This window comes from Candidatus Soleaferrea massiliensis AP7 (assembly GCF_000820765.1).
GTDB classification, from domain to species: Bacteria; Bacillota; Clostridia; order Oscillospirales; family Ruminococcaceae; genus Soleaferrea; species Soleaferrea massiliensis.
In genome coordinates this window covers 1-23,103 of sequence record NZ_CCYH01000028.1, presented here as the reverse complement: position 1 = coordinate 23,103, position 23,103 = coordinate 1, and the positions used below count along the sequence as shown (strand labels likewise).

The following is a 23,103-nucleotide window of genomic DNA, read 5'->3' as shown; positions in this document are numbered from 1 at the left end:
ATGCCCTGCGGCCCCTGTGGTCCGGTTGCGCCGGTTGCGCCCTGCGGTCCCTGCGGCCCGGCCGGTCCGATGGCTCCTTCGGCTCCAGGATCCCCCTGAGGTCCCTGCGGGCCTGCAGGTCCGGTTGCGCCGGTGATGCCGGTGGTGCCCTGTGCACCGGTTGGACCGCGCAGGCCGCGGACACCGGCGCTGCCCTGCGGTCCGGTCGCCCCCTGCAGGCCCTGCGGCCCGGTCGGACCGGTTGCCCCGGTCATCCCGCGCGGTCCCTGTGGTCCGGCCATTCCGCGCGGCCCCTGCGGCCCGATCGGCCCCTCTGGGCCGCTGAATCCGCGGTTGCCGGAATTTCCGCGCGGTCCGGCAGGTCCGACCGGGCCCATTGGTCCGGTTGCGCCTGGAACACCCTGCGCCCCGGCCGGTCCGGCAGGGCCGGGGACGCCCTGCGGCCCTGTCGGTCCAGTGGCACACGATGTTCCCGACGGACCCGGCGGGCAGCTTGGCGGACAGCAGTAGACATAGTGTGGTACATGACAGGTGCATTCTCCCATAGCGCATCCGCATTGGGAGCAATAGACCTGATCATAAGAGGATTGCTTCATAGGCAGCAGCTCCTTTGCTGACATCTTTACAGGACGGTTTTACCGCATAATGGCATAATCGCTCTGTTTACTATAAAAATATGAAATCCAGTGGCAGATTATGAGGATATTTCCACAACAGTATTTGTGAAGATAAAAAATGTCTTCGGAATTTTCCGAAGACATTTTTTATCGCATCGAGTAAACCGATAGGCGCTTAAAATCCCGATCTGAGTATTTCAGGCGTAAACTGATCAGTTCAAGGGTGCCGTAATGATCAAAAGACCGGTATGGATCCTCTGATTTGGTGTATGCACCCGGTTCCACTGCAAAGCTCCGCATACTGTGCACCTTCCGGTTTCACCGTTTACTTCAAAACCTGAATGCCGGAAGTCAATACACGAAAAAGGTATAGCGCGTATGATCGGACGCAGAGAGACATCAAAAAAGTCTTCGGCGTTTCCGAAGACTTTTTGGCAATATTTCCTGTGGCAAGGGAATAAAACATATCATTTATGAGTTCTGTTCTGAACGCGGCATGATTTTGTTGTATCCAGAAGGATGCACGCGGGCTTCATCTGTATGCGCCAACATTTTCTCCATGCAGCAGACAAGCTCATCGCCCACATAAGGCCCAAAAGGCTCCATCAGGCAGTATCCCAGAGTGGTATACAGCTTAACCGCGGGCAGCATATCTTTTCCTGTTTCCAGAATCACCCGACGATACCCCCGCTTGAAAGCCAGCTTTTCCAGCTGCCGCATGACCAGTGAGCCAAGCCCCTGACGCCGGTAATCCGGATGTACAAACACCCGTTTGACCTCAGCGGTGTCCTCGTCGTGTCTGCGGATGCCGCCGCAGGCAACCGCCTTTGCGCCGTCATAAATCAATATGACATCGCGGATATCCTCCAACGTGTTGAAGGGCTGATACTGCAGCGAAACCGCTCCATATTGTTCATAGTATCCCGCGTCCAGCAGCTCGACCAAACGGATGAAATCCGGATGGCTGCAGTCGGCAGTATGGATGTGAAACTGCAAGCGTAATTCCTCCTCACATGGTCAGGTTGACCACCGTCTTCCTGCGCAGGCTGGAAGGGACGTTGATCAGCCGCTGGTTTCGGCTGCCGCGGAATTTAAGGGTCAGATCTCGTTCCTTCTCGGTAAAACGTCCGTCGACCAGCACATCGATCTGTTCGAGCAGCTTCCCAATAAACACATCGGCCTTCGCCATTTCGAGCAGCTCCTCATACCGATAGCCGGTGTAGCAGAAGATATTGAGCCCCTTTTCATGAAGCCGCAGGCTCAGATAATAAAGGGGTTCGGGCTGTAAAAAAGGTTCTCCGCCGCTGAAGGTGACGCCTGCAAGCAGCGGATTTTGAAAGACGCTGGCCGCAATACGGTCGATGGATACCGCTTTGCCGCCGCACGGATCGTGTGTCTGCGGATTATGGCAGCCGCGGCAGCGGTGCGGGCAGCCCTGTGTGAAGATCGTGTAGCGCAGTCCCGGCCCGTCCACGATCGATTCCCTGATAACGCCGGCAATGCGCAGTGTGTCCTGCATCGTTGAAGACTCCTTCCAAATGATGACCGGTCAGGACTGTTTGCCAACTCCGGCACAGTCCTGACCGCAGCGATCGCCATACGGCAGATCTGTTTTAATGCGGTTCCCCGGCTCCCGAATGAACAGGGGAGAAGCGATATGTATATGGACGCATCGACAAGAGTGATCCGTCCCAATAGCGTTTGGGTTAAAGCTGTTCCAGATGCGTGTCATGCTTGACGCGGTCGGAAACCTCGGCTTTCTTGGCGTTGTTGAAGCGGTCCAGCGTGCCGACAAGATAGCCGGTGATGCGGCGTATCCGCTCAAATCCGACGTCGCCCTCATCCTCCCGGCGTCCGCACTGCGGGCACTCGTTGCCGATGATGCCGGTATAGCCGCACAGTGGGTCGCGGTCGACCGGATGGTTGATCGAACCGTAGCCGATGCCGGATTCCTTCATGCAGCGTACCACCTGTTCAAATGCTTCCAGGTTGTTGCATGGGTCCCCATCCAGCTCAATGTAGGAGATGTGGCCGCCGTTGGTCAGCGCGTGATACGGCGCTTCCAGTTTGACCTTTTCAAAGGCCGAAACCGGATAATACACCGGCACGTGGAAGGAGTTGGTATAGTACTCCCGGTCGGTGACGCCTTCGATCACGCCGAACCGTTCGCGGTCGATGCCGACAAACCGGCCGGAAAGGCCCTCTGCCGGCGTGGCGATCAATGAGAAGTTCAGGCCGTAGCGTTCGGTCGCCTCATCCATGCGTTTACGCATAAAGCCGACAATTTCGAGACCGAGATTCTGCGACTCGGCGCTTTCGCCATGGTGCTTGCCGACCAGCGCCTTGAGCGCCTCCGCAAGGCCGATGAAGCCGAGTGTCAGCGTGCCGTGCTTGAGCACCTCGCGCACCTCGTCGTCCGGACCGAGCTTGTCGGAGCCGAGCCAGACGCCCTGACCCATCAGGAACGGATAGTTGCGCACCTTCTTGGCGGCCTGGATGTTGAACCGCGCCAGCAGCTGGTTGACAATCAGCTTGATTTTGCGGTCCAGGTCCTCGAAGAAGACGTCGATGTCGCCGTTCGCCTTGATGGCGATGCGCGGCAGGTTGACCGAAGTGAACGAGAGGTTGCCGCGTCCGAAAACCTTCTCCTGGTCCGGATCGTAATGGTTTGCCATGACGCGCGTCCGGCAACCCATATAGGCGATTTCGGTGTTGGGGTCGCCCGGCTTGTAGTATTGGAGGTTGAACGGCGCGTCGATGAACGAGAAGTTCGGGAAGAGCCGTTTGGCCGAAACGCGCATGGCCAGCTTGAACAGATCGTAGTTCGGTTCCCCCGGATTGTAGTTGACGCCCTCCTTGACCTTGAAGATGTGGATTGGGAAGATCGGTGTCTCGCCGTTGCCAAGCCCCGCTTCGGTGGCAAGCAGGACGTTGCGGATGACCATGCGGCCCTCCGGGGAAGTGTCCATGCCGTAGTTGATCGAGCTGAACGGGATCTGTGCGCCGGCGCGCGAGTGCATCGTGTTCAGATTATGTACCAGCGCTTCCATGGCCTGATAGGTTGCGCGGTCACACTCTTTGACCGCGTTTTCCAGGGAAAACTTCTGAATCCGCTGAATGATATCGGCGTCAATGCCTTTATCCTCCAAAATGCGCTGTTCCTCCTGGCAGTAGCGGTTGTTGTTGGAGAGAACCGGAGAGAGCCCGGTTTCTTCGAGTATCTGCGCCTGGATATCCTTGGTGAGCTGCTGTGCATCCTCGATGCCGCAAAGCAGCTCCAACGATTTCGCCATGTTTTTGCGGTAGAGCTTCCGGTAGGTCTTCGCCACGCCCTTCGCCATACCATAGTCGAAGTTTGGGATGCTCTGGCCGCCGTGTTGGTCGTTCTGGTTGGACTGGATGGCGATACAGGCCAGCGCCGAATAGCTCTGGATGTCGTTCGGCTCCCGCAGGAATCCATGTCCGGTGCAGAAGCCGCCCTCGAACAGCCTGTCGATGTCGATCTGGCAGCAGGTGGTTGTCAGCGTTAAAAAGTCCATATCGTGTATGTGGATGTCGCCGTCGCGGTGCGCTTTCGCGTGCTTCGGGTCGAGAATGAACATCTCGTAGAACTGCTTGGCGCCCTCCGAGCCGTATTTCAGCATTGTGCCCATGGCGGTGTCGCCGTCGATGTTTGCGTTCTCACGCTTGATGTCGTTCTCGGCAGCCGGCTTAAAGGTGAGATCCTCGTAGACCTTCATCAGCCTTGTGTTCATTTCACGGATGCGGGTGCGCTGCGACCGGTACAGGATGTATTCCTTCGCGGTGCGCGCGTGTCCGCTCTCAACCAGAACCTTTTCCACGGCGTCCTGAATCTGCTCGACCGTCGGAATCGGCGTCTGCTTCTTCTCCATGTAGTCCACCACCTGCTGCGCAAGCGCAAACGCGGTGTCATAGTCCCTTCCGCCGGTAGCCTGTGCCGCCCGGAAGATGGCGTTGGAGATCTTTTCTATGTTGAACGGGACCTCTCTGCCGTCCCTTTTCTTGATTTTTGTGATCATCTGCTACATCCTCTCAAACACAATATATAGTTTAATCTTGTTTAGCTCACTCATTATACACCATATCTTGTAGCGCGTCAATCTCAAAAAAAGTCAGAAAAAGGCGATTGCTATGAAATTATTTTTCCAATCCGCCGCGTGGAAAAGCAGTGGAAAAGACACAATACCTCAAGCATCGGCCTGGGGCGGTTTTGCAGGATCCAGCCAAAGGGATATTCTGCGAAGCGGTTGAAAACTTCGGCGCAGAATTCCGGCAAAGTTTTTTGTTTCTTCATAATTTCGGGGTCTTTTTACAATGGGACAGGCATATGGAAATGGATGGAATGCACGGATGCTGTAGAAAAATGTCACAACCTGCGGCGAATTCAAAAAAGATGGAGCAGAATAGGCACCATTCTTTCCGAAGAAGCGAATGATGCTATAAATGGACGGTGCGCCGATTCGTTTGACATGGATGCAGACGGGCCGGTATACCGAACGGTTGGAATATGGATGATAAAAAAGAGGATAAAACATGACATACATTGTCCTGTTTTATATGGTATCATGTAGAAAATAAGATGTAAGGGTGGCTGAACATGCATGATATCATAAATTTCCTGGAAAAAAACGTGGATGGCAGGACGCTGTATACAAAAGAATTGGTTTATGAGCTGGAGGATGGCGCTTTGCAGGGCGTGTACGCCGACCAGATATCCTTTTCCAATCTGAAATATTCCCAAAGCGGCCTGCAGCTGGATATGTTTGTCGTATCCAACGAAAAGATCTGGCTGTTGGGAAAGGATGGACAGCGTGAAACGCTGCGAAAGAATTTCAGCGGCGTGGCTTTATTCCGTTTTGAACTGGCAAAGCGGAAAAGTACGGGCGGTCTGACAGGGCTCTTTCGTTTCATATCGGCTTCAGGTAAGGAGGTTGCGGCGGAGGCCGTTGTGAGCGGCATCTATGATGTGCGTCTTGAGCGGGATGTGCTGAGGTTGAAGGAAGACCAGGTATTATACCGCGACCAGCCCATACAGGATGGATGTTTTAAACCGGTTGCGTTCCAATCAGATCACCGGTTCTTTGTGGAAGATGGAAAGCTGCACTATGAATATAACGGCAGATGTTTTCATGTCGATACGAAATCCATGCGGCGCAGCCCTTCTGCCGATGTCTTCCCGCCGTTTGTTTCGGTTGAGAGGTGATATGCCAAACAAGGCCGCGTTTCAGACCATAAAACCAACCAGTCCAACAGGGCTTGTCACTGTAATGGGAGGACTGTTTGATAAATAAGGATATCGTTCCGCAGTTTGAGAAGCAGTCAGCCGTCATGATGTTGACCGCATGGATGCAAGTATGGCAGATGATCATCTGTTCATTGGCATGTACGCAATGGAAATGCGTGGAAAAGATGCGATGAAAGATGGTGGACTTGTCCTTTGGAATTTGCAAGCGAAACCTGTAAAGGAAATATCACATCGGATAAACGACACTTCCGGCATCTGTCTGCCGCATGGAAAGTGGCGGCTAATCATGGGAAGATCAAGCTCTGGCGGCAATATGTGATTCTAAAATACCAATGGATGTCATGAGCGCAGAAGACAGAGAACATGTACCGGGTGTGAATCCAAAACTTAAGGAAAACTGCGCCCCCCGGTTTATGGGAAGATAAGCAGCGTATCTTTATGCGGAGACAACAGGGGCAGTTCATCCTATAAACAATAACAGGTATTATGGGACGCCGGCTGTATTGCTTTTTTAATACACAAATGATTTTATGAAAAGAGGATATAAGATGAAGAAACCCATATTGTTTTTTATATTGGATCAATACGCTGACTGGGAAGCCGCTTATGTGTCGTCATGGATTGCCGCTTTCGGGCAGGATCGATATGCGGTGAAAACAGTCTCCTTGACGAAGGACAGCGTTCGGTCCATAGGGGGCTTTACGGTTTTGCCGGATTATGATATCCATACAACGCCGGCGGATTATGAGGGACTGATTCTGGTTGGCGGAATGTCATGGAGAAGCGAGGAAGCACGTCGGGTCAAGCCCCTGGTGCAGGATGCTTTAAGAGGAGGCAAGGTTTTGGGAGGCATCTGTGACGCTTCGGCTTTCCTGGGAACCATCGGTGTTTTAAACCATGTCAGACACACATGCAATGATATAGGTGACCTGAAAAGGTGGGCAGGGGATGCATACACCGGAGAAGACAATTATGTGATGCAGCACGCTGTGAGGGATAACAATATCGTAACAGCCAATGGCACGGCGCCTTTGGAATTTGCCAAGGAGGTTCTGACCGCCTTGGATATTGCACCTGAAAACAAAATTTCGGAATGGTATAACTTTTACAAGCTTGGATGCTACAATGCGCCTATGCCAAACATGCAGGACGCTTCGTGAAAATTCCCACGCCAGTCTATCTGCAAGGACAATCGTATGAGCATCAGCTTATCGGTGTGATGTTCTTTTGGAATGGCAGTAACGCCCTGTGCACGTATGTTGTCCATAGAAAAACGGATGCGTATTTCAGCCGGTCAGGCTTGAGAATACGCATCCGTTTTTTCGGTGGTAAAATATTGCATACCGTTTCTATGCAGCTTCTCAGTATCTTCATGAAAAAAGCGGCATGAAGCGTGGGGGATTTCAACCTGAAAGATGTGCAGCCATTTGATGGTTACGCACGTCCAGAGCGGATATCGGGGCGAAACGATTCTGTTTTACAGTCATTCGACCTTCAGCATACGGTACCCAACACCGATATGCGTCTGGATATACTGCGGCGCGGAGGTGTCCTTCTCGATTTTTTTGCGCAGCGTCGCCATAAAGACACGCAGTGACGCAACATCGTTGTCCCATGAGCTTCCCCAGATTTCCCGGGTGATAAAGGTGTGGGTTAAAACCTTTCCGACGTTGTGGGACAATAAACACAGCAGTTTATATTCAATTGGAGTCAAATGCAGTTCGCTGCCATTCAGAAACACACATCCGGCGGCATAGTCGATTTTCAGTCCGCCGTTGACAAATATCGGCATATCGGAACCAGTGCGGTTCTGCATAAAATTTAACCGGCGCAGCGTTACGCGCAGCCGGGCAAGCAGCTCCTCTACAGAGAAGGGTTTGGTCAGATAGTCGTCCGCGCCCGCATCCAGCGCATCGATTTTATCGGTGTCCTCGCTTCGCGCGCTGATGACAATGATCGGCATATTGGACCAGCCGCGTATCTTTTTGATGATCTCCACGCCGTCGATATCCGGAAGCCCCAAATCGAGCAGCACGACATCGGGATTGTGCGAAACCGCCTCCAGGATGGCGGCCTCTCCGTTCGGCGCGGCATGATAGCGGTAGCCATGGGTTTCCAGCGTTGTGGTGATCAGGTTGCGTATGGCGGCATCATCCTCAACCACCAAAATCAATGGTTTGTTCATGACAGCATTCCCTCCTCAGTGAAACAATAGGTTTTTGGTCGGTAAAAGATATACCGGTGGTCGGATGCGGGCAAAGATAAACACGCCTTTTCATCACAGGCTGCATAAGTGGTATCAACACTTTTATGCTCCCTGCAATCGAAAGAAGAGCTTGAAGCCGGATGCCGGGCACGGCAGCGTAAAGAACGGAAGAAAGAGGATATCCATCTGTAATCCGCCGCTTCGCCTTCTGCTGATAAATCCAGATGGGTTCTGTTAGAAAAATCTCAGTGCTCATTCATGCAGAGTGACCTCTTCCGCCGGGAGTGTAAAGCGGAACAGCGTCCCGGCCGGCAGGTTATCCTGAACGGTGATCTCCCCGCCGTGCGCCCGGATAATTGAGCGGCAGAGCGCCAAACCCAGTCCAAGCCCCCGCCGGCTGTCTGCCGACTGGGCGGAAGCGGTGTAGAACATATCGAAGATGTGCGGTTTGGCTTCATCCGGAATCCCCGGCCCGTCGTCAGCGATCTCCACGACTGCAAAGCCGTCCTTTTGAAAGCTGGAAATGGAGATGGTCGACCCCTGTGAAGTGTATTTGACCGCGTTGTCCACGATGTTAATCAGAACCTGAATGATGAGCCGCGCGTCCATCCTGGCCAGAATGAAGCCGTCGGACTGATGACGTACGATGTGATGTTCGGCGGCCTTGCGGTTGACATGGCGCAGCGCTTCGTCGATGACCTCGTCGATCAGTTCCGCCGCGCATTTCAGCTGCATGGTGCCGTCCTCGATCCGCGTGACCGAAAGCAGGTTTTCGACCAGATTGATGAGCCACAGAGCGTCATCGTAGATGTCGCTGTACAATTGACGCCTTTTATCGGCGTTCAGAGAACCGTCGTCGGCAAGCAGTACGCCGGCGTTGCCGGAAATCGAGGTCAGCGGCGTGCGAAGGTCATGTGAGATCGATCGCAGGAGATTGGCGCGCAGCTGCTCGTTCTTGGCCAGAATTGCCGCTTCCTCCTTTTCCTTCGCGGTCTGCTCGCTCTCCAGTGCCAGCGCGCATTCGCCCAGCATGGACAGCAGAATGCTGTTTTCAAAGGCGTCGAGCGGCCGGGAATCGATGACGATGCCGACAACCCCGTAAACCCTGTTGTTGACCCGGATGGCGAGATAAAGGCATCTTGCGCTGGACAGCGTGCCGGTCGTTGCGCCGGCGTGCTTATTGTTCTGGAACACCCAGGCCGCCACCGCCTGTTCGTTTTCGCTTGTGATTTCTTCCTCGTATCCGCATTCCGAAGCCGGAAACACACAGGGCTTTTCCAGACGGCCCTGTTTTACCGGATAGAAGACAATATCCCGGCCGAGCAGCTTGATGAGCTGTCCGGCGGTGGAGGAGATGATGCCGCTTCGTCCGTCCGCCTGCTGCAGAAGCTGGTTGAGATCCAGCAGAACCTTGGTGCGATAAGCGGTCCGGGCGGCCTGTCTGGCCTGCCGTTTGATCTTGACCGCAAGCGACCCGGTCAGGAACGCGGCGAGAAACATGATTAAAAAGGTTGCCGGATATCCCGAATCATAGGCGTTCAGCGTAAAGCGGGGATCGGTGAAGAAGAAGTTGAAGATGAGTACACTGATGACCGAGGAAACCAGGCTGTAAATCCGCTGTGTCGTGGTGACCGCGGTGATCAGCACCCCGAGAATATAGATGGTGATGATATTGGCCTCACTGAATCCCCAAAGGAAAAACGCACAGCCGATCAATGTCGCGGCGATCAGCACCAGAATGCTTTTGATCAGGTCTGCAGGGACAAAACGGCCCTTCTTCTGCTTAGCCTTTCGCGCGCGGTAGACGCCTGTATTCCGGTCGGGGATGATATAGATATCCAGGTTCGGCGAATAGGCAATCAGCTTTTCGGTCAGCGAGGGTTTGCTCAGGAAATGCTTCCTTCTGGCGCCCTGCCTGCCGACCACGATTTTAGAGACGCCGGACAGGCGGGCAAATTCTGAAATCTGAAAAGCCACGTCGTCTCCATAGGTCGTTTCAATCGTCGCGCCGAGCTGCTGTGCCAGATGGATGTTTGCCCGCAGACGATTCTTATTCTCCTCGCTCATAGCCGAAAAATCCGGCGTTTCTACAAACAGCGCCGTAAAGCCGCCGCGGAAAGCATCCGCCATCCGTGCGGCGGTCCGGATGATCTTCGGGTTGGTGGGGGAGGAGGACAGGCAGACCAGAATGTGTTCATCGGTGTAATAGTCGCTGTTGTTTTTAATCCGTACGCTGTCCGATATCTTGCTGACCCGGTCCGCACAGCGGCGCAGCGCGATCTCACGCAGCGCAACGAGGTTTTCGGGTGTAAAGAAGTGTTCGAGCGCCCTTTCAGCCTGCGTTTCACGGTAGATTTTGCCCGCGTTCAAACGTTCAAGCAGCTCCTGCGGCTCGATGTCCACCAGCTCGACCTGATCGGCATTGTCGAACACCCGGTCGGGAATGCGTTCACGCACAACCACGCCGGTGACCGAAGCGACCATGTCGCATAAACTTTCAATATGCTGGACGTTTACCGTGGTGTAAACGTCGATGCCCGCCTTCAGCAGCTCCTCGACATCCTGACAGCGTTTTGCATGCCGGCTGCCGGATGCATTGGTATGGGCCAACTCATCGACCAGAACCAGCTGCGGCATCCGGTGCATAACGGCATCCGGATCGAATTCATGGAGTTCGATGCCGCTGTGCTGTACGCTTCTAAGCGGGATCAGCTCCAAACCGCCCAGCAGCGCGGCGGTCTGCGGCCGCGCATGCGGTTCGACATAGCCGACCACGACGTCAACCCCGCGGCGTTTTGCGGCATGGGCCGCTTTCAGCATCGCATAGGTCTTTCCGACGCCGGCGGCATAGCCGAAAAATATCTTCAAATGTCCCTGCCGTTTCTGTTCCTGCTCCTGCCGGATGGCCTTCAGCAGTTCATCCGGATCTGCACGGAATTCCGACATGGCTTCACCCCCATAAAGAAACAGAATCTTTCTAATAGAATTATAACATCCCGCGCCTAAAGTCCGCGTAAGCGAATGGGTGGTCGGTATAAAGATTGCATAAAGATAGGATAGCATATTTTTGTGAAGATTACTACATCAAAGCGGTTCGTCCCGTTTTAAACATTCGGAATGCATCTTTCATGCAGAAATAACACAGAGGCATCCGCTGCGGAAGCCTTACAGCTTGTCAATAGACCGTGAATATCAATTATGACGTAAAAACCAGTGTATTGAATAAAATCTAAGAGCCAGGAAAGCTTCCCATAGCGCGCTTGACGCTGCCACCAGAGAGGAATAACGCCTACGGCGTTTTCCAGCAAAAGTATCATTTACGCAGCAGCTTGGGAGATCAGGGTACCAGTCAAGACGGCAATAGGGAACGTAAGCGTCCTTTACTAGCCGTTCAGCCACCCTGCCCAAAACAAAACGCCGCCCGCAGGCGGCCGAAGGGGAAAACGGGATATCAGAGGGGATTTTCAAGGGGGCCATCTGGCTAGAAGCGGCACTGTGTATGGCCCCCTTGAACGGCCTTTTCTGGTTACTCTTTTGGTCGGCAAAAGAGTAACGCCCACACGGCCAAGGATCACTTGGCAGTCATTATGAAGCCACTGTGCCAAAGCGGCACATGACCACTTAGCCGAGTGCCGCTTGACGACCGCAGCAAAGCCGCTGAGATACAGCGGTACAGCATCCGCCTAAAAGCATTTTGATAAAAACAGGGTAAAAAGGGCATCCATTGCGGATGCCCTTTTCGTCTATAGAAGACAGACGGTTTTTTATAAAGGCGATGACATCTTACTTCAAAATGCCGTCGAGCATCAGATTGACCTTCAGCACATTGACGGTCTCCTCGCCAAACAGGCCGAGAAACCGGCCTTCCGTGCACCGGTCAATGATTGCCCGGATATCGTCCTCGGTCATCTGATTGGCCCTTGCAAGCCGGGATACCTGATATTCGGCTGCCGCAGGGGAGATATGCGGATCCAGGCCGCTGCCGGAGCAGGTGACAAGGTCAACCGGTACAGCGGTGTTCGCTTCGTCGGGATTAGCGGCTCTGAGTTTTTCAACCCGCTCAGCCACCAGCTCGCCGTACTCCTCGCTGGCCGGGCTCAGGTTCGACGGAGAAGCGTACATCAGGGTTTTGCCGTCCTGGTCCCGATAGGTCGACACATCGATGTTCATGATGCGTCCCCACATGTGCGCGTCGTCGGTATACTGCTGTCCAAGCAGCTCGGACCCATACCGCTTGCCGTCCACCTCGATGATACTGCCGTTTGCCTGATGGGGAAAGATCAGCTGTGCGGCACCGGTCACCACAGCTGTGTATACCACGCCGCACAGCAGCGTAAAGATCAGAAAGATCACAGCCGCCCGCGGCAGAATTTTCTTTAAGGTATTCATAAGGAAGCCTCCAGTCATCTTAAATTAAATCCAGCAATCAAAATAAAAGCCCTGTTTTTCCGCCCCGCCCCGGCACCTGTTCAAAAGGCACCGGGAGCATGGACGGAAGGGGGTGTATATCAAATCCAAATAAAGGATGGATGCCGTAAGGGTGATGGATCGCGATCCGCCGGCGGCACTGCTAGTGCTGCGCCAGGCTGCCGGGGTTATCATGCCCAGTCTTCTTTAAGGGGTATCGTCTATGCGACGCCGAAGAAAACCAGCAGCATATCGATCAGCTTGACAAAGACAAACGGGGCGGCAAGCCCGCCAAGGCCGTAAATCAGCAGGTTGCGCGACAGAAGCTTTCCGGCCGGAACCTCACGGTATTTGACGCCGCGCAGCGCCAGCGGGATCAGTGCGACGATGATCAGCGCGTTGTAGATGATGGCCGAGAGTACCGCGCTCTGCGGGGAATGCAGCCCCATGATGTTGAGCGCTGAAAGTCCCGGGTAAAGACCCATAAACAGCGCCGGGATGATCGCGAAGTACTTGGCGACGTCGTTTGCAATTGAAAAGGTGGTCAGGCTGCCGCGGGTCATCAAAAGCTGCTTGCCGATGCGCACGATGTCGATCAGCTTGGTTGGGGAGGAATCCAGGTCGACCATGTTGCCGGCTTCCTTGGCAGCCTGTGTGCCGCTGTTCATCGCGACGGCGACATCCGCCTGCGCGAGGGCCGGCGCATCGTTGGTGCCGTCGCCGGTCATCGCGACCAGATGCCCTTTGCTCTGGAAATCCCGAATCATCTTGAGCTTGCCCTGCGGCGTCGCCTCGGCCAGGAAGTCGTCCACGCCGGCCTCCGCCGCAATGGAAGCCGCGGTCAGCGGGTTGTCGCCGGTGATCATGATGGTCTTGATGCCCATCTTGCGCAGATCCGCAAACTTCTCCCTGACGCCCTGCTTGATGATGTCCTTGAGATGGATGACGCCGAGAATTCGGAAATTCTTCGCGACGACCAGCGGCGTTCCGCCCTGCCGGGAGATCTCTTTGACAGCCTCGTCGCATTCTGTGCTGTAGCTGCCGCCGTGCGCAAGAACGTATTCCTTCACCGAATCGGCAGCGCCTTTGCGGATCTGCGTGTCCCCGTCGTTCACGCCGCTCATGCGGGTTTTCGCCGAAAACGGGATGAACGTGAGATGATTTTCCTCCAGATTCCGCTGCCGGATGCCGAACTGCTCCTTGGCAAGGATGACCACGCTGCGGCCTTCCGGTGTTTCATCCGCCAGGGAGGAAAGCTGGGCCGCGTCGGCAAGCTCCCGCTCGCCAGCGCCGTCCACCGGGACGAATGCGCAGGCCTGACGGTTGCCAAGCGTGATGGTGCCGGTTTTGTCGAGCATCAGAATATCCACATCGCCGGCGGCTTCGATGGCGCGCCCGCTCATCGCGAGGACATTCGCCCGGTTCAGCCGGCTCATGCCCGCGATGCCGATGGCGGAGAGCAGCGCGCCGATCGTGGTCGGCGCCAGGCAGACCAGCAGCGCGACCAGCGTCGTGACCGAGGTCGGGTTCGGGATGCCGGCCTGATTGGCTGAAAACATTGAATAGGTATATAAGGACAGCGTCACCAGAATGAAGATGATGGAAAGCGCAACGAGAAAGATCTGCAGCGCAATTTCATTCGGCGTCTTTTTGCGGGATGCGCCCTCCACCATGGCGATCATCTTATCGAGGAAGCTTTCCCCGGCTTCGCTGGTCACCTGTACGATGATCCAGTCGGAGAGAACGGTCGTGCCGCCGGTCACGGCGCTGCGGTCGCCGCCGCTTTCCCGGATGACCGGCGCGGATTCACCGGTGATGGCGCTCTCATCCACCGACGCGGCGCCGTCAATGACTTCGCCGTCCGCCGGAATCTGTTCGCCGGCCTTTACAATGACGAGGTCCCCCTTTTTAAGGGCGGTGGAGGGGACCACGGTAACGGTGTCCCGCTGTCCGCACGACGGAATTTGATGCGCGGCCACATCCTTCTTGGCTGCGCGCAGGGAATCGGCCTGCGCCTTGCCGCGCCCCTCCGCAATCGCTTCGGCAAAATTTGCGAACAGCACGGTGAACCAGAGGATTACCGCGATTGCCAGGGTGTACCCGGACGATGCGTCCTTGAGTCCGAACAGGGAAATCAGCCAGAGAATCGTGGTCAGAATCGCTGAGATGAATACCAGGAGCATGACCGGATTCTTTGCCTGCGTTTTGGGGTGCAGTTTGACAAAGGAATCTTTCACGGCCCTTATCAGAATCTTTTTGTCAACAAGGGCGTTTGGTGTGTGTGTGTTGCCATCTATCGGATACCTCCTTATGCGATACCGCTCAAGAAGCGGCTGGAAAAGGTGATGAACGGGGAGAAGACCTTTCTCTCCCGCATTCTCACACCGTGTGAAAAAGCGGCGTAAAGGTTGCTTGAATGATTTCCCCGGCGGGGAACAGGCCGATGAAAATCGGTTTTCCAAGAGTCTCATCAGCGGCGCGTCTGCAGCCGGATGAAGTCCGGCATCTAAAATGCCGGTGACAGCGCTCCGGAACGGGCAGCCGGAAGGGGGAGATCCGGCTGCCCGGGGAAATCCATGCCGGGCGGCAGGCTGGACGCATGCTCTCCGCACCTGAAAACAGGATACGAACAAATGTTGATCGTACAAGACTGCCGGAAAGCGGCTGAGCCCTACCGGTTATGCAAGCCCTGAAAAAAATTCTGCGAGCGGGCCGAGCGCAAGCGCAGGGAAGAAGCTGAGCGCACCGACGAGCAGCACGATGACAATCAGCAGAAAAACGAACATCGCGTTGGTGGTGGACAGCGTGCCGGATGAGGCGGCGATCTTCTTTTTGCCCGCCAGGCTGCCGGCAATGGCCAGCGTGCCGATGATTGGGATAAATCTCGCGAACAGCATCACCAGTCCGAGAGAGATGTTCAGGAAGACGGTGTTTGCATTGAAGCCCGCGAAAGCTGAACCGTTGTTTCCGCCGGCGGATGAATAGGCGTACAGCATCTCCGAAAAGCCGTGCGCACCCGAATTGTTCAGGCTGTCCGCGACCTGAGGCACCATGGCCGCGATGCCGCTGCCTGCCAGAATCGCGATCGGCGTCGCCAGGCAGACCAGGACCGCCCACTTCATCTCATATGGCTCTATCTTCTTGCCGAGGAACTCCGGCGTTCGCCCGACCATCAGCCCGGCAATGAAGACGGTCAGGATGGCAAAGGCCAGCATACCGTATAAGCCGCAGCCGACACCGCCGAAGATGACCTCGCCGAGCTGCATCAGCAGCATGGTGACCATGCCGCCGAGCGGCGTGTAGCTGTCATGCATCGAGTTGACCGAACCGTTGGAGGCCGCGGTGGTGTATGTAGCCCAGGTTGCAGAGGTCGCAATGCCGAACCGCGTTTCCTTGCCCTCCATGTTGCCGCCTGCCTGCTGGACCTCGGAGAGGTTGACCGCGCCGTTCTGGGAGAGCTGCGCGGTGCCGATCTGCTCGTTGACTGCGACGCAGCCGAGCGCAAGCGCCAGACAGATGAACATAGCTAAAAAGATGGCGGCGCCCTGTTTTTTCGTTCTTCACGCTGCGTCCGAAGGTGAAGCAGAGAGCGGCCGGTATCAGCAGCAGGGACAGCATTTCAATGATATTGGTAAAGGCGTTCGGGTTCTCGAGCGGATGCGCCGAGTTGACGCCCATATAGCCGCCGCCGTTGGTGCCGGACTGCTTGATAGCAACCTGGCTGGCTGCTGGGCCCATCGGCACAAACTGTTCGGTGATGATTTCAGCGTCGTCTATGACCTCTCCGTCCAGCGTGACGGTGTTTGTATTTGGATCGATTTTGGCGTCTTCCAGGATTTCTCCGTCTGCGCTGACCGCGATCGGTTCGACAAGCGAGACCGTTTCGGCCGGTTTCAGGTTTTGAATGACGCCGCCGCCGGCAAGGCAGAGTGCGATGACTAGGTTCAGCGGGATCAGGATGTGCAGGACGATGCGGGTCATATCGACCCAGAAGCTTCCAAGCCCATCGGCCTTCATCTTGATGAAGCCGCGGATCATCGCAAACAGGACGGCAATACCGGTCGCGGCGGAAACGAAGTTCTGAACGGTCAGGCCAACTGCCTGCGTCAGATAGCTGAGCGTCGACTCGCCGCTGTAGGCCTGCCAGTTGGTGTTGGTGACAAAGCTGACGGCCGTGTTGAAGGACAAATCCCACGAAACGCCCGGGAGCTTCTGCGGGTTTCCGGGAAGCGCACCCTGCAGCAGCTGCAGCAAAAACAGGAACAGCAGCCCGATGCCGGAGAAGATCAGCACACAGACGGCGTATTTTTTCCAGCCCATTTGCTCATCGCTGTTGACGTGCATGACCCTGTATACCGCTTTTTCACACGGTGTCAGAATGCGGGAGAGAAAGGTCTTCTCCCCGTTCATCACCTTTTTGATGTACGCGCCGAGCGGTATGGCGAGAAGAACCAATATGCCAAGATACAGAATGTACTGCAGAATGGTGTTCATCGCTGCGCATCTCCCTTCATCAGGATATAGACATAGTAGATCAGCAGTAAAACTGCCAGGATGCCTATGATGGATACAATGAGTTGCATACATGTACCTCCTTGTGTTTTCCTTACAGGAACAGTATAACCGGCGGCACTTAAAAACGGTGTAAGGATCGGCGCACTGATATTAAGGCCGCATTAAGATGTCAAACACAGCCAAGCAGCCCGGTAACGGAGAGCAGCGTGCAGCAGAGAAAGACCGCCGCCAGAATCAGCAGGGGAATGCCGATAAAAAAGAGAATCAGTGCCAGACAGGGATGCGCTGCCAGAAACTGTCTGGAGTCCCTGCCGGACTCGTATTTGTTTTGATGTATGGTGAATGTGATTCCAGTCATGTTACATTCCTCCTCTGAGCATATCGTACCATGTGTCCTGTTAAGATGGTAAAAGCCTTCTGGAAGCAAAGATAAAAAACACATAAAGATGAATATCTCCTGCCCGGCTGGGAGGTTACGGTAGCAAACCGAGAAGAGGAAAGGGACAAAGACCGGCAGAAAGGCAGGGCGGTCTTTGTTTTCATGGTGATCCAAATTGCAGATCGGACCGCATATTGAGAGAGGGCCGTTTCCATGATGAAACCCGGAAAATTTAACTTTTTATGAAATAGCTTGACATGGAGTCCACTCCAGGTGTTACGCTGTTGGTGCAGGGCAGAGAAAGCCGGCAAACGGAATACAGGTATTCGCCATGCTTTCATGATTTTGAAGGTGACGCCCGGCTAAAGAGCGGTTCAGGATATTTTTTATGTAAAAAGCCCTGCTTGCATCGGAATGGGAGCAGCTTTGCGGACGTATGGCCCAAGTATATCCGGCTTTATGAAAGCGGATGAGGGAGCAAGGCCGGATGGAAGATTCAAGCCAGGTTCATCGGCCATACAGCGAATACGAAGCAGTTCTGCCGATACAGAAAGGAGTGAGTGTCATAGGCGATCTGAATGAAAACACAATATTTCCAAAAGGAAACAGGATGGAAAGCGACAATTTCAACGGGACGGCCTGGCTTCATATGCTGGTGGAGCCGGGCGAGCCTGCGAATTGCCCGATCGGAAATGTGACCTTTGAGCCCGGCTGCCGCAACAGCTGGCATAAGCATCCGGGCGGCCAGATTCTTCTGGTCACCGCAGGCCGCGGGTACTATCAGGAATGGAACCGGGAAGCAAGGGAACTGCATCCCGGAGATGTGGTGGTCATCCCGGCCGGTATCAGGCATTGGCATGGCGCGGCGCCTGACAGCTGGTTTACACATCTCTCCATAGAAACCAATGCCCAAATGGGTCCCGTTCAGTGGCTGGAGCCTGTAGCGGAGGAGGTATACGCGAAACTGAGATAAGGCGCAGAGGAATTCCTTGACAAACTATATTGACAGAGCCTTTTGTTCTCCCTGCCAGAGTGCTGCCATGACATTGCAGCTGATTTCGAGACATATTCATGTGTTGCCATGACCCAGCGGCTGATTCCGGTACATCCATGTACTGCCATGACATTGCGGCTGATTCCGGGAAGTCCATATTTATGGGCTGGCGATATAAGCGTTGCGGGCTGAGGGTTGAGGTCACAATGCATTGGCAGCTGTCGGATAGCGGCGTTATGACGGCAAGCTGTGCTGAAAACAAAAACGGATGTGGGCTGGACGATTTGGTATTCTGGCCGGAACACTCTTTGCGCTGCCATTGCCTGCGTCAATACATGCGGTGTTATGTGGACATTGTCTGCCGGCAGAGGGTACGTTCGGAACCAAGCGTTCTATTCGTACAGGCTTGTTGTCGCTAAACGAAAGGCGAGTACACGGCTGCGGCGGGTATTCCCCTTATATTTATGGTCTTTTTATAGAGGATCCTGCTTGCACACCGAATGCGGTGCTGCCGCATGGTCATGTAAGGACAGATGAAGTGCGGTTTGATATCCATCGTAAATCCAGAAGCGGCCGATGGATATGAGAATCCACGTTTTTCGCCGCCTTAGTACACAGAAAAGGGGAATACGGCCGTCTTAAACTGGAGCAGAGACTTGGAATTCCAAGATTGATAAGAAAATTTTAAACAGAATAGAACAGCGTTGCACAGCATGATGCTGTGCAACGCTGTTCTATTTTTATGGAAGGGATCTCTCCGGACAAGCACTTCGCAGATGCACCAATCACCGTTTTTTCAAGGAAGGCCCGCATCTGTCCCTTATGACATCATTGGAGAAGTGTGTGGGCGGATGCAGTGAAGCGATGCGCAGGAATTTCACAGAAAGGCCGTGATCAGGTCATTTATATCAACAGGACGAAACCATACAAAAAACAGAGGGAAAATATAGTCAAGTTGCATATTTACAATTTGTTTTAGAAGTGGTAAAATAAAATTGAATAATCAGGATGCGTATCTCGAAGTTGTGTGTTTAACATGAGTATATCGTAACATAAACAAGTTGTATACGCTTCCCGTCATCTGCAATCCAAAAAGAGGAGGGAACGAGCAATGAAAAAGACCATGAAGATCGTCACAGGATTATCTGCGGTCCTGCTGACCGCCTGCATGCTGTCGTCCGGTGTCGGCGCGCACGACAACGGTGTGGCTGAAACGCCGCCGATGGGCTGGTCCAGCTGGAATGCGTTCCATGCGAACATCGATGAAGAGCTGATCAAGGATACGGCCGACGCCATGATCAGACACGGCCTGCGGGACGTGGGATACGAGTACGTGAATCTCGACGATAACTGGCAGTCCTCCGAAAGGGATGTCAACGACAGGCTCCAGAACGACCCGCTGCGCTTCCCGCACGGCATGAAATGGCTGGCGGATTACGTGCATGACCGGGATTTGAAGATCGGGCTTTACACCTCGAACGGCCTGTTCACCTGTCAGGACCTGCCGGCATCCGAATTTCGCGAGCTGCAGGATGCGGCGAGCTTTGCGGAGTGGGGAATCGACTACTTCAAGTACGATTACTGCCACAATGTACAGCTGTCCACAACGGCGTACGGCATCTACGGCATCAAAATCGGCAAGCCGAACACACCCGGAACAGAAATCTACGAATATAAGGCAGCCGCAGCGCAGCTTGAGGGCACCGCCAGATTGGTCGGCACCAGCTACATCGACGGACTGGGTGAGGATGTCGGCTCCGCGACCTTCACGGTTACCGTTCCCGAGGATGGAGCCTATGCGCTGAACCTCGACTTCTATAAAAAACCGAGCGGCACCGAGGTTCCGATGTTTATCGACATCAACGGAGACAGCGTGCACCCATACCGCATGATGCTTCCGGCGACCAACGCCACCGGCGGCGCTCCGGGCAGCCGTGGCGCGGCGATACTGCAGCTCAAAGCGGGTGAGAACACCCTTCGTTTCTACAACCCGATACGGACCTCCAACCGGAATTACGATACCGCCCGTTACAACTACGGCATCATGCGCGACAACCTGATGAACGCAGCCGAAAGGTACGCGGCGGAACAGGAAACGCTGACAGGCATACCGACGCCCGTCAGGCCGATCTGCTTCTCCATCTGCGAATGGGGCGGCCGCCAGCCCTGGATTTGGGGCGGTGAAACCGGCAACCTCTGGAGAACCACCGGCGATATCAGCGCAAGCTGGAGCTCGGTTATGAGCATCTATGATGTCAATGTAAACCTGTACCGGTATGCCGGCCGCTATGACGGCGCGGAGCATATCGGCTGGAACGACCCGGATATGCTGGAGGTCGGCAACGGCAGCCTGACAAGGGATGAGAACATCGCGCACTTCTCGCTGTGGTGCGAAATGGCCTCCCCGCTGATCCTTGGAAACGACCTGCGGCTGCTCGACGACCGCGAGGACATCCTGGAGATCATTAAAAATGAGGAAGCCATTGCGGTCAATCAGGATCCCAAAGGCATCCAGGGCATCAAATACCAGGACGACGGCGATCAGGAATATCTGGTCAAACCGCTGTCGGGCGGACGCGCCGCGCTGGTCATGCTGAACCGCGCCGAGGAGCCGGCCGCCATGAGCGTGGAGCTTTCCCGTCTCGGCGAGATGGTCAGGGAGAAGGACGCGGAATATTTTGAACGCCACTTTGACCTGCCGAAAACCTATGTCTACCACGTCAAGGATGTCTGGGAGAAGGATGCGGACGGCAAAAATATCGAAAAGGATGCCGCCGCGCTGATCGATACCGTCCCATCCCACGGCGTCAAGATGTACGTCATCGAACCGAGCGAAAACGCGCAGAAGGGCGCATACCTGCTCGGCAATATCAGCAAAAACAAGCTCATGTCCGGCGAAAAGGCGGTCATCTCCGCGAAGTTTGTGAACGGTGGTATGCTCGATGTCCGAACCGTTGGCCTGAAGCTCAATCTGCCGCAAGGCTTCACAGCGCGCCCGCTGACCTCGACGGCCGGTTCCGGCCTTGCGCTGGGTGATGTGCTCCATGCACAGTGGGAGATCACCGCGCCGAAAACTGCTGTGAGCAGCCAGCCGATCACCATATCGGCCGATCTTCTGTATGAAGACGATGGGGAGATTACAACCCTGCGCTTCGACACGGTCGTTTCGGTCACCTCAACCGAGGGGCTCACGCCGCTGCCGGACGGTCCGCTGACCATCAGAAACTGGGTGTCCGGCAAAGCCGGATGGGGCACCATCCGTCAGGACCGTTCGATAAACGGCAACAGGCTGACCATCGCGGGCACCGTCTACGATACTGGCATCGGCACCCATGCGCCGTCCGAACTGGTTTACTACATCGGCGGACGCAACGTGACCTTCACGGCACTGTGCGGGGCGGACGACGATTCCGGTTCCGCCAGCTGCAAGCATTCCTACCGCGTATACGGTGACGATGAGCTGCTGTTCGACAGCGGCAATATGACCTGGAAGCAGGCGGCGCAGAGCATCGAGGTCAATCTGATCGGCCACAATTTCCTGCGGCTGGTCGTCGACGACCTCGGCAACAAGAATTACGACCATGCCGACTGGATCGACCCGCGGATCAAGGCCTATGAGCCGGCGGTCGTCACCGAAGGCCCGCTGACCACCCGCAACTGGATGTACGGCAACAGCTACTGGAACACCATCGAGGATGGCAAAACCATCGACCGCTTCGATGCGGTGCTGACCCTCGGCGGCGTTGAATACGGCGGACTGGATGACGGCTACGGCGTCAACGCGCCGTCCGTTGTGGCATACTATATCAACGGAGCGAGCGGCCTTTTCACCGCGAAGATCGGCATCGGCGATGAGATCGTCAACGACGGCAAGACCTCCGGCGGTACGGTCGTCTACCAGGTATGGGGCGACGACGTGCTGCTGTATGAAACATACATGGACCGCACAACCGGCATCGAGGATCTGAGCATCCCGCTGGCGGGCTACGACGTGCTCAAGCTGGTTGTGGGCGACAACGGAGACGGCACCACCTATGACCACGCCTGCTGGGTTCAGCCGAGACTGGTTCCATCCAGCGAACCGCTCCGGAAGATCATCGACCGGGCAGACGCGCTGTACAGCGCGTCGGTCGAAGGCGAACTGGATGGACAGACGCCGGGATCCGCGCGTGAAGCGTTCCTTGCGGCGATCGTCAAAGCACAGGCGGTGGCGGATGACGAAAATGCCACCGGCATCCAGCTTGGAGCGGCCTGCAGTGAGCTGCAGCAGGCTATCACGGAATTTGAGGCGGCGAAGATCGTCGTGGATAAATCCGGATTGGCGGGTGCCATCATGCTCGGACAGCTGCTGGATGAAAACGACTACGCGCCGGGCAGATGGGCGGACTTCAAGGCGGCATTTGATGCGGCTGTGGACGTCTTTGCAAGACAGGACGTTTCTCAGGCGGAAGCGGACGCAGCGGAAGCGGATTTGAGAGAGGCTGTCAGGAAGCTGAACGTCGTTGGGGGCGATGTGAACGCGGACGGCGTGCTGGACCAGAGAGACCTTCAGATGATCAAAGACTATATCAGCGGCGTCATATCGTTTACACCGGAACAGTTCACACTGGCCGATTACAATGGCGACGGCAGAGTGAACGTCCTCGACCTACTGAACTGGAAGCTGGAAATAACCCGATAACAAGACCATTCCATAAATAGATACCCCTAACAAAAACC

At 55.1% G+C, this 23,103-nt stretch carries 16 protein-coding genes and 2 pseudogenes; 6 read left to right on the top strand and 12 right to left on the bottom strand.

The genetic code is table 11. The features are described 5' to 3' along the window. The 5 genes and pseudogenes from BN348_RS13895 to BN348_RS13890 all read right to left on the bottom strand — a co-directional run. Positions 1-596, bottom strand: a pseudogene (locus BN348_RS13895) (collagen-like protein); the annotation flags it as partial. 492 nt (positions 597-1,088) lie between these two features. Then, entirely contained in the window at positions 1,089-1,613 is a 525-nt protein-coding gene (locus BN348_RS06700) for a GNAT family N-acetyltransferase (RefSeq protein WP_052446782.1), read from the bottom strand. A 13-nt stretch (positions 1,614-1,626) separates the two neighbouring features. Continuing rightward, positions 1,627-2,136 carry an anaerobic ribonucleoside-triphosphate reductase activating protein gene (gene nrdG, locus BN348_RS06695; RefSeq protein ID WP_040197070.1) on the bottom strand — a complete coding sequence of 170 codons (510 nt, stop codon included), beginning with the start codon at positions 2,134-2,136 and terminating at the stop codon, positions 1,627-1,629. 187 nt (positions 2,137-2,323) lie between these two features. Continuing rightward, a complete protein-coding gene (locus BN348_RS06690) occupies positions 2,324-4,657 on the bottom strand; it encodes an anaerobic ribonucleoside triphosphate reductase (RefSeq protein ID WP_040197069.1) in 2,334 nt (777 codons plus the stop codon). A gap of 168 nt (positions 4,658-4,825) precedes the next feature. Next, complete coding sequence (locus BN348_RS13890) at positions 4,826-5,173, bottom strand: hypothetical protein (RefSeq protein WP_156136446.1); 348 nt, start codon at positions 5,171-5,173, stop codon at positions 4,826-4,828. A 62-nt stretch (positions 5,174-5,235) separates the two neighbouring features. Here BN348_RS13890 and BN348_RS06680 point away from each other — a divergent pair, with 62 nt between their 5' ends. The 3 genes from BN348_RS06680 to BN348_RS06670 all read left to right on the top strand — a co-directional run bounded on the left by BN348_RS06680 (position 5,236) and on the right by BN348_RS06670 (position 7,043). Continuing rightward, positions 5,236-5,841, top strand: a complete 606-nt coding sequence (locus BN348_RS06680) for a hypothetical protein (RefSeq protein ID WP_040197067.1) — start codon at positions 5,236-5,238, stop codon at positions 5,839-5,841. A gap of 151 nt (positions 5,842-5,992) precedes the next feature. Next, positions 5,993-6,202 (top strand): hypothetical protein, encoded by a 210-nt coding sequence (locus BN348_RS06675; protein WP_156136445.1) that lies wholly within the window; start codon positions 5,993-5,995, stop codon positions 6,200-6,202. 229 nt (positions 6,203-6,431) lie between these two features. Next, entirely contained in the window at positions 6,432-7,043 is a 612-nt protein-coding gene (locus tag BN348_RS06670; protein ID WP_040197065.1) for a type 1 glutamine amidotransferase family protein, read from the top strand. Positions 7,044-7,366: 323 nt separating this feature from the next. On the opposite strand, the gene BN348_RS06660 is transcribed toward BN348_RS06670, so the two are convergent. The 5 genes from BN348_RS06660 to kdpB all read right to left on the bottom strand — a co-directional run bounded on the left by BN348_RS06660 (position 7,367) and on the right by kdpB (position 14,793). After that, positions 7,367-8,068, bottom strand: a complete 702-nt coding sequence (locus tag BN348_RS06660) for a response regulator (RefSeq protein ID WP_040197063.1) — start codon at positions 8,066-8,068, stop codon at positions 7,367-7,369. Beyond that, the gene (locus BN348_RS06655) at positions 8,040-8,345 is read right to left on the bottom strand and encodes a hypothetical protein (RefSeq protein WP_040197062.1); all 306 of its coding nucleotides are present in this window, start codon (positions 8,343-8,345) and stop codon (positions 8,040-8,042) included. The genes BN348_RS06660 and BN348_RS06655 overlap by 29 nt, the downstream gene beginning before the upstream one ends. Further along, positions 8,342-11,035, bottom strand: a complete 2,694-nt coding sequence (locus tag BN348_RS06650) for a sensor histidine kinase (protein ID WP_040197061.1) — start codon at positions 11,033-11,035, stop codon at positions 8,342-8,344. The genes BN348_RS06655 and BN348_RS06650 overlap by 4 nt, the downstream gene beginning before the upstream one ends. A gap of 837 nt (positions 11,036-11,872) precedes the next feature. Then, positions 11,873-12,478 carry a potassium-transporting ATPase subunit KdpC gene (kdpC, locus tag BN348_RS06645; protein WP_040197060.1) on the bottom strand — a complete coding sequence of 202 codons (606 nt, stop codon included), beginning with the start codon at positions 12,476-12,478 and terminating at the stop codon, positions 11,873-11,875. 239 nt (positions 12,479-12,717) lie between these two features. Continuing rightward, complete coding sequence (kdpB, locus tag BN348_RS06640) at positions 12,718-14,793, bottom strand: potassium-transporting ATPase subunit KdpB (protein WP_040197072.1); 2,076 nt, start codon at positions 14,791-14,793, stop codon at positions 12,718-12,720. On the opposite strand from kdpB, the gene BN348_RS14300 reads away from it, so the two are divergent. Next, entirely contained in the window at positions 14,776-14,901 is a 126-nt protein-coding gene (locus tag BN348_RS14300; RefSeq protein ID WP_278247742.1) for a hypothetical protein, read from the top strand. The two genes, kdpB and BN348_RS14300, sit on opposite strands and share 18 nt — an antisense overlap. A gap of 273 nt (positions 14,902-15,174) precedes the next feature. Here the strand turns inward: BN348_RS14300 and kdpA are convergent. Together kdpA and BN348_RS06630 are read right to left on the bottom strand one after the other, a co-directional pair. Then, positions 15,175-16,990: pseudogene (gene kdpA / locus BN348_RS06635) on the bottom strand (potassium-transporting ATPase subunit KdpA). Between the two features lie 190 nt (positions 16,991-17,180). After that, positions 17,181-17,369 (bottom strand): hypothetical protein, encoded by a 189-nt coding sequence (locus tag BN348_RS06630; RefSeq protein ID WP_040197059.1) that lies wholly within the window; start codon positions 17,367-17,369, stop codon positions 17,181-17,183. A gap of 508 nt (positions 17,370-17,877) precedes the next feature. Here BN348_RS06630 and BN348_RS06625 point away from each other — a divergent pair. Continuing rightward, the gene (locus BN348_RS06625; RefSeq protein WP_082020836.1) at positions 17,878-18,363 is read left to right on the top strand and encodes a cupin domain-containing protein; all 486 of its coding nucleotides are present in this window, start codon (positions 17,878-17,880) and stop codon (positions 18,361-18,363) included. A 1,132-nt stretch (positions 18,364-19,495) separates the two neighbouring features. Next, entirely contained in the window at positions 19,496-23,065 is a 3,570-nt protein-coding gene (locus BN348_RS06620) for an NPCBM/NEW2 domain-containing protein (protein WP_040197058.1), read from the top strand. The last annotated feature ends 38 nt before the right edge of the window (positions 23,066-23,103 follow it).